Origin of the sequence: Burkholderia sp. AU4i (assembly GCF_000466765.1) — a bacterium.
Lineage (GTDB): Bacteria > Pseudomonadota > Gammaproteobacteria > Burkholderiales > Burkholderiaceae > Burkholderia > Burkholderia cepacia.
The window spans coordinates 1-7,128 of the sequence record NZ_ASSI01000206.1; the positions used below are offsets into that span (position 1 = coordinate 1).

Genomic DNA, 7,128 nt, shown 5'->3' on the forward strand with positions numbered 1-7,128 from the left:
ATCGCGTGATCTTCATGGACAAGGGCGCGATCGTCGAGGACGACCGCAAGGACGATTTCTTCTCGAATCCGAAATCGGAACGCGCGAAGGACTTCCTCGCGAAGATCCTGCACTGAACGCTGCCGCGACGCATCCGCCCCTTCCGATCGCCCGCTCCATGCCGGCCTTTCCGATGAAACGACTGCCTTCCCTCAACGCGCTGCAGATCTTCGACATCGTCGCCCGCCACGGCAGCTTCACGCGCGCCGCCGAGCAGCTGTGCCTGACGCAGGGTGCGGTGAGCCGGCAGGTCCTCGCGCTGGAGGCGTTCTACCAGTTCCCGCTATTCAAGCGCACGCCAAAGGGACTGACGCTGACGGCGGAAGGCGAGCTGCTGTTACCGACGGTGCGCGAGAGCTTTGCGCGCATCGAAGAGGTATCGATGCGCCTGTCGCGCCGGCGCACCGAGCTCGCGCTGAAGGTGCCGACCTGCATGATGCAGTGGATGTTGCCGCGGATCATGCGGTTTCAGTCCGAGCACCCGGAGCTCCGGGTGCAGATCACGACGACCTGGGGCCATCACGTCGATTTCCGCATGGAGCCGTTCGACGCCGCGGTGATCTACGCTCCCGGCGCCGGCCCCGACATGTACGCGATCCCGCTGTTCGAAGAGCGGCTCACGCCGGTATGCTCGCCGGACCTGCTGAACCGCCATCCGCTCGCAAGCGTCGACGACCTGGCCAACCATACGCTGCTGCATCCGACCCGCGATCACCGCGACTGGAAACGGTGGCTCGACCATGCGGGCGCACCGCACGTCGACTCGACGCGCGGATTGAGCTTCGAGACGCTCGATCTCGCCACCCACGCGGCGATCGACGGCTACGGCATCGCGATCGGCGACCGGACGCTCGTCGACGAAAGCGTGGCGGCGCACCGGCTCGTGACGCCGTTCGACGTGTCGATGCCGACCGGGATGGGCTATTACTTCGTGTATCCGGGCGGCGCCGAGCAGCAGCAGAAGATCCAGCTGTTCGGCGACTGGATCACGGGCGAACGCGAGCGCCAGACCTCCGTTTTCAGTCGGCGCGCGTGAGCCGGCTCATCGGCACGGCACGCAAGCGCTTGCGTACCGCATACGGCCGCCCGGCGCACCCGACCGGATCCGGCCCGCGCAATGCCGGCAGGCAGCGATTTCCCTTCGCTTCCAGTTCGCTTTCGAACCGCTCCGCAACCGTGAATAAACGGGATTATTGAATCCAAAAATTTCGATATTTTATTTTCGGCTTATCCACTAAACTTTTTCATGGCAATTCGCCGACCTTCGTTTGCCGAAGCACTTCAATTCTCCGACTCATTAAATCAATCAAGGAGTTTGAAATGTAAGCTGCCGCAATTTCATCGGGAACCACGCCGTCGATTCGTGTCGACGCGGCCAACGGCAACCGGATCACCAAGCACTGCTGCTACGGCCAAGGCCGGCACACGGGCGCGTTCAGCCAGGCAGGCGACAACGTGTCGGCGACGTGCTGGCGGGGCGGCAGCGGCGGCACGACGACCGAGTATCGCCGGGACGGTGAAGGCCGAACGGGGGCGGATACACGGGTTCCTGATCGAGGTGCCTGGGCGCGAGGGTTTCGCGCCATGAACGGCGCAATGCGAACTGCCTTTTTACATTGCGCCGCCTTTTTAATTTGATCTGGATTGTTTTAACCCATTCATCGTCACACGCAAACCGAATAAAATCAAAAAAGAAACAATCCAACGCGCCGTGCGCCGTGTAGTCGCTTCTTTATTTTGACTTTGAACCTGCAGTTTGCCGGCGGACATGCCGGGAACAACGCGACACCATCCGGTCAGCTTATCTCCCGCAACGTCCCAAGCAGCACCTTCCTGCAACTCGCGACCATCTGCGCTTCCGGATCGCGATATTCCGTGAGCAGCCACGCCGCGCCGACGTTCGTCATCGCGCCGACGAGCGCGAGCCCGATCAGCCGCTGCTCGGTGCGCTCCGCGGGCGTCGCCGCTTCGCGCGGCGCGCCGATCGCCATGATCAGCTTACCGAAGTCGATCAGCATGCGCTGGTAGGTCATGTCGGTGTCCGCGCTCACGCCCATCACCTCGAGCAGCAGCACGCGCGCCGCGCACGGGTCGCGCAGGAACGCGAAGAACGCGGCGAGCCCGGCATCGATGCTCTCGCGCAGATCGCCGCCGCGCTCGGCCACTGCCCGCGCGACTGCCTCGTGCAACTGCTGCGCGTGATGCAGGTAGGTGCAGCGCAGCAAATCCTCGGTGCTGTCGAACGCCGCATAAAAATAGCGATCGTTCAGCTTCGCTTCCTGGCAGATCGACCGTACCGTCGCCTTGCGGAACCCGACCGTGCCGAACACGCGCGTCGCCGCGCGGATCAGCGCGTCGCGCCGCTCGGCGGCCCGCACCTCGGGCGCCACGCCGCCATACGCGCGGCCCCGTTTTTCCGTTTCGAGTGCTTTCTCCATTCCGCTATTTGACATCAGGACACCCGAAAACTAAAGTGGTGACGATCAACACCACATTAGACGCGCCGCCGGTACAGGGCAAGCGGAACGGGAGGAGCAACGGATGAACGGGTTTTCCGGCAAGGTCGCCGCGATCACGGGCGCCGGTTCGGGCATGGGCCGCAGCCTCGCGGTCGAGCTTGCGCGGCGGGGCTGCGAGGTCGCGCTCGCCGACGTCAACGAAACCGGGCTCGCCGGCACGGCGGCCGCCTGCGCCCAGCATGGCGTGCGCGTGAGCACGCGGCGGCTCGACGTCGCCGACCGCGATGCGGTGTTCGCGTGGGCCGATTTCGTGCGCGCCGGGCATGGCAAGGTCAACCTGATCTTCAACAACGCGGGCGTGTCGCTGGCCGCCAGCGCCGAGACCGCGGACATCGCCGATCTCGAATGGATCGTCGGCATCAACTTCTGGGGCGTCGTGCACGGCACGCAGGCATTCCTGCCGCACCTGCGCGCGTCGGGCGACGGACACGTCGTCAATACGTCGAGCCTGTTCGGGCTCGTCGCGATGCCGACGCAAAGCGCTTACAACGCGACCAAGTTCGCGGTGCGCGGCTTTACCGAGGCACTGCGGATGGAGCTCGAACTCGACGGCGCGCCGGTGAGCGCGACCTGCGTGCATCCGGGCGGCGTCGCGACGAACATCGTCGACGCGGGCCGCGTCGATACCAGCATCCACGCACTCACCGGCCAGGACGAAGCGACCCATCGCCGCCAGGCGAACCGGCTGATCAACGCGACGACGGCCGACGAGGCCGCGCGGCAGATCCTCGCGGGTGTCGAGCGCAATGCGCGCCGCGTGCTCGTCGGCGCCGACGCACGCCGGCTCGACAGGATCGCGCGCCTGCTCGGCGCCGGTTACCAGTGGCTGATGCTGCGCCACGTGCGCCGCGCCCGGGCCCGCAACCTCCGCCCGAAGGAAGTCCCGGCCGCGCTCCCGACCACGCCCACCAAGGACCCCGCATGACCTCGACGACGACCGACCGGCGCGACGCGCCGCCCGCCCCCGGCGACAGCCGCGACCTCGACGTGCTGATCGTCGGTGCCGGGCTGTCCGGCATCGGCGCGGCGTATCACCTGAAGCAGCGCTGCCCGTATGCAAGCGTGGCCATCGTCGAGGCGCGCGACGCGATCGGCGGCACCTGGGACCTGTTCCGCTATCCGGGCGTCCGTTCGGATTCCGACATGTTCACGCTCGGCTACAGCTTCCGCCCGTGGCACAGCGACAAGGCGATCTCCGACGGCCAGACGATCCTCGACTACATCCGCGACACCGCGCGCACCTACGGCATCGACAAGACGATCCGCTACGGCCAGAAAGTCGTCGCGGCCGACTGGGATTCGAACCGCGCGCGCTGGACGGTACGCATCGAGCGCACGCAGGGCGGCACGACCGACACGCTCGTCTACACCTGCCGCTTCCTGTTCATGTGCAGCGGCTACTACGACTACGACGCCGGCTACCTGCCCGACTGGGCCGGGATGGACACGTTCGAAGGCAAGCTCGTGCATCCGCAGCACTGGCCGAAGGACCTGTCGTATGCGAACCGGCGCGTCGTCGTGATCGGCAGCGGCGCGACGGCCGTCACGCTCGTGCCGTCGATGGCGGCCGACGCGCAGCACGTGACGATGCTGCAGCGCTCGCCGACCTACATCGTGTCGCTGCCCGCGCGCGACAGGATCGCGAACGCGTTGCGCCGCGTGCTGCCGTCCCGGCTCGCGCACCGGCTCGTGCGTGTGAAGAACGTGCTGCTGACGATTTACCTGTACAACGTGTCGCGCCGCAAGCCCGACCAGACGAAGAAGTTCATCATCCGCGCGGCCAGCAAGCAGCTCGGCCCCGACTTCGACGTCGCGAAGCACCTGACGCCGCGCTACATGCCGTGGGACCAGCGCGTGTGCCTCGTGCCGAACGGCGACCTGTTCAAGTCGATCCGCGCGGGCCGCGCGTCGATCGTCACCGACGAGATCGAGCGCTTCACGCCGACCGGCCTCAAGCTGAAGAGCGGCCAGCAGCTCGACGCGGACGTGATCGTCACCGCGACCGGGCTGAAGGTGAAGATGCTCGGCGGCGCGCGCGTCACGGTCGACGGCCGCGCGGTCGACCTGCCGGAGACCGTGTCGTACAAGGGAATGATGTACAGCGACGTGCCGAACCTCGCGTCGTCGTTCGGCTACACGAACGCGTCGTGGACGCTGAAGGCCGAGCTGATCGCGCGCTACGTGTGCCGGCTGCTCAACCACATGCGCGCGAACGACTTCGACACGTGCGTGCCGCGGCTCGGCGCCGGCGAGCTCGGCGACGTGCCGGCCGTCAACCTGAGCTCGGGCTACATCCAGCGCGCGGCCGGCATCCTGCCGAAGCAGGGCCATCGCAAGCCGTGGAAATTCCACCAGAACTACGTGCGCGATCTCGCGTCGCTGAAGTTCAGCCCGCTCGCCGATTCGGCGATGCATTTCGAACGCCGCGCGAAAGCCGGCACGGCCGCCGCGGCGCCGGTTGCCGAACCCGCACTCGAACCCCGTTGAGGCCGACATGACCCCTACGCTCCATCTGATCCAGAACGTCCTGCTCGGCGTCGTCGCGGCGCTCGCCGCGCTCGCGCTGTTTACCGGTTACGTGGCCCGTCGCGTGACGCGCGCGTTTCCGCCCGAAGGCCGCTTCGTCGACGTCGGCGGCGACCGCATCCACTACGTCGAATACGGTAGCGGCCCGCCGATCGTGTTCGTCCACGGGCTTGCCGGGCAACTGCGCAATTTCGCGTACCTGCCGCTCGCGCGGCTCGCGCAGCAGCATCGCGTGATCCTCATCGACCGCCCGGGCGCCGGCCGCTCGCTGCGCGGCGCGGCTTCGCAGGCGAACGTGTTCGCGCAGGCCCGCACGGTCGCCGCGTTCATCGACGCGCTGCGGCTCGACAAGCCCGTGCTGGTCGGCCACTCGCTCGGCGGTGCGATCGCGCTTGCCGTCGGCCTCAACCATGCGGACCGCGTGAGCCGGCTCGCGCTGATCGCGCCGCTGTCGCACCAGCAGACCGAGCCGCCGGCGCCGTTCAAGCCGCTGATGCTGCCCTCGCCGCTCGTGCGCCGCTTCGTGTCGTGGACCTTCGCGATCCCGCTGACGATCCTGACCGGCCGCAAGGCCGTGCGCCAGGTGTTCGCGCCGGAAGACGTGCCGCGCGACTTCCCGGTCAAGGGCGGCGGCCTGCTCGGGATGCGCCCGCACGTGTTCTACGCGACGGCGACCGACCTGCTGTCGGCGCCCGTCGACCTGCCCGCGATGGAACGCCGCTACGCGGAACTCGCGCTGCCGGTCGACGTGCTGTACGGCCGCGCCGATCCGATCCTGAACTGGCGCGAGCACGGCGACGCGCTCGCGAAGAAATCGGCGCGCGTGCGGCTGAAGGTCGTCGAGGGCGGGCACATGCTGCCGGTCACGATTCCGGAGGCCACCGCCGACTGGCTGCTCGAAGTCGCCGCCGCGCCGGCCGAGGCGGCCGAGGCGGCTCCGCAGGCAGCGCGCGTCGCGCACTGAGCCGGAAACCGGCGAAACCGGCGAAACCGGGCCTGATTCCGCGCCCGCCGTGCAGCCGAAGCGGTGGCCGAATCAGGTTTCGTCGTCGGGCACCGACAGCCCGAGATCCGAGATCACCTCCCGCGCGCTGCGGAATGCCTCGACCGCGGCCGGCGCGCCCGCGTACAGCGCGCTGTGCAGCAACACCTCGCGGATCTCGACGAGGCTCGCGCCGTTGTTGAGCGCGCCGCGAATGTGCCCCTTCAGTTCCGTGCTGCGGCCGAGCGCCGCCAGCATCGCGCACGTGCACAGGCTGCGCGTCTTCAGGTCGATCCCGCCCCGCTGCCAAGTGCTGCCCCACGCGTGTTCGTTCAGCCAGTCCTGCAGCGGGCGCGAAAAACCGTCGAGGTCGCGCATCGCGCGCTCGACGAACGCCTCGCCCATCACGTCGATTCGCCGCGCCTTGCCGTTTTCCCTGTCCTGTTCGCTCATGTCCGGGTCCTGTATGGAGTCGTGGCCGCTTTGGCATCGTCGGCAGCCGGGGATTTCGCGCCATGTTCATCGGGCCGGCGCGTTTCGTCAAAGATGCGGCCCTCGGTTCGAAGGCATCCGCGCAGCGCGATATCGAACGCTACGTAACATCGCGCCGCGCGTTACGGCGGCTTACGGGAACATCGCAACCGCCGCGCCCGCGCACCGAGCATGCCCGTCGCGCGAAAGCGCCGTTACTCCGTTTAAATCGCGCCGATATTCCCGATACCTGCAATAAAGCGCGACACCGTTTCGCGAATTCTGTCGTGGCGCGGAATTTGCAGAGAAGGCTTGGACACACTTCCAATGTCGAGGCCAACATGCACACACTCTTCAAGAAGACGACGGTAACGATGGCCGTCTCGTCGCTGCTCGCACTATATGGTTGCGGCTCGGTCGATGGACCGACGACCCCGCCGACGATCAAGCCGAGCACGTCAGGGACGGGCGGCAGCTCGGGGACTTCGGGTACGTCGGGCGGTGGGACGTCGGGGACTTCGGGGGGCGGGACTTCGGGTAGTTCGGGGACTTCGGGTACTTCCGGTACCTCAGGCACTTCCGGTACGTCGG

At 67.2% G+C, this 7,128-nt stretch carries 6 protein-coding genes and 1 pseudogene; 5 read left to right on the forward strand and 2 right to left on the reverse strand.

Translation table 11 applies throughout. From position 1 onward, the window contains the following. Positions 1–116: pseudogene (locus tag L810_RS47740) on the forward strand (amino acid ABC transporter ATP-binding protein); the annotation flags it as partial. A 56-nt stretch (positions 117–172) separates the two neighbouring features. Further along, a complete protein-coding gene (locus tag L810_RS36245; RefSeq protein ID WP_042977636.1) occupies positions 173–1,075 on the forward strand; it encodes a LysR substrate-binding domain-containing protein in 903 nt (300 codons plus the stop codon). A 760-nt stretch (positions 1,076–1,835) separates the two neighbouring features. Here the strand turns inward: L810_RS36245 and L810_RS36250 are convergent. Then, positions 1,836–2,477, reverse strand: a complete 642-nt coding sequence (locus L810_RS36250) for a TetR/AcrR family transcriptional regulator (protein WP_021163137.1) — start codon at positions 2,475–2,477, stop codon at positions 1,836–1,838. A 103-nt stretch (positions 2,478–2,580) separates the two neighbouring features. Between L810_RS36250 and L810_RS36255 the strand changes: the two genes are divergently transcribed. From L810_RS36255 to L810_RS36265, 3 genes are read left to right on the forward strand one after another with little or no spacing between them, the layout of a single operon-like run. Further along, positions 2,581–3,483, forward strand: coding sequence for an SDR family NAD(P)-dependent oxidoreductase (locus tag L810_RS36255; protein ID WP_021163138.1), 903 nt, complete (start codon positions 2,581–2,583; stop codon positions 3,481–3,483). Further along, the gene (locus tag L810_RS36260) at positions 3,480–5,045 is read left to right on the forward strand and encodes a flavin-containing monooxygenase (protein ID WP_021163139.1); all 1,566 of its coding nucleotides are present in this window, start codon (positions 3,480–3,482) and stop codon (positions 5,043–5,045) included. Before L810_RS36255 ends, L810_RS36260 begins: the two co-directional genes overlap by 4 nt. A gap of 7 nt (positions 5,046–5,052) precedes the next feature. Beyond that, the gene (locus L810_RS36265) at positions 5,053–6,048 is read left to right on the forward strand and encodes an alpha/beta fold hydrolase (RefSeq protein ID WP_021163140.1); all 996 of its coding nucleotides are present in this window, start codon (positions 5,053–5,055) and stop codon (positions 6,046–6,048) included. A gap of 72 nt (positions 6,049–6,120) precedes the next feature. Here the strand turns inward: L810_RS36265 and L810_RS36270 are convergent, their stop codons facing one another. Beyond that, complete coding sequence (locus L810_RS36270; RefSeq protein ID WP_021163141.1) at positions 6,121–6,519, reverse strand: carboxymuconolactone decarboxylase family protein; 399 nt, start codon at positions 6,517–6,519, stop codon at positions 6,121–6,123. Positions 6,520–7,128 lie beyond the last annotated feature (609 nt).

Coding starts and splice junctions, on each gene's coding strand:
- L810_RS36245 (WP_042977636.1), top strand. CDS start 173: ATGAAACGACTGCCTTCCCTCAACGCGCTGCAGATCTTCGACATCGTC.
- L810_RS36250 (WP_021163137.1), bottom strand. CDS start 2,477: ATGGAGAAAGCACTCGAAACGGAAAAACGGGGCCGCGCGTATGGCGGC.
- L810_RS36255 (WP_021163138.1), top strand. CDS start 2,581: ATGAACGGGTTTTCCGGCAAGGTCGCCGCGATCACGGGCGCCGGTTCG.
- L810_RS36260 (WP_021163139.1), top strand. CDS start 3,480: ATGACCTCGACGACGACCGACCGGCGCGACGCGCCGCCCGCCCCCGGC.
- L810_RS36265 (WP_021163140.1), top strand. CDS start 5,053: ATGACCCCTACGCTCCATCTGATCCAGAACGTCCTGCTCGGCGTCGTC.
- L810_RS36270 (WP_021163141.1), bottom strand. CDS start 6,519: ATGAGCGAACAGGACAGGGAAAACGGCAAGGCGCGGCGAATCGACGTG.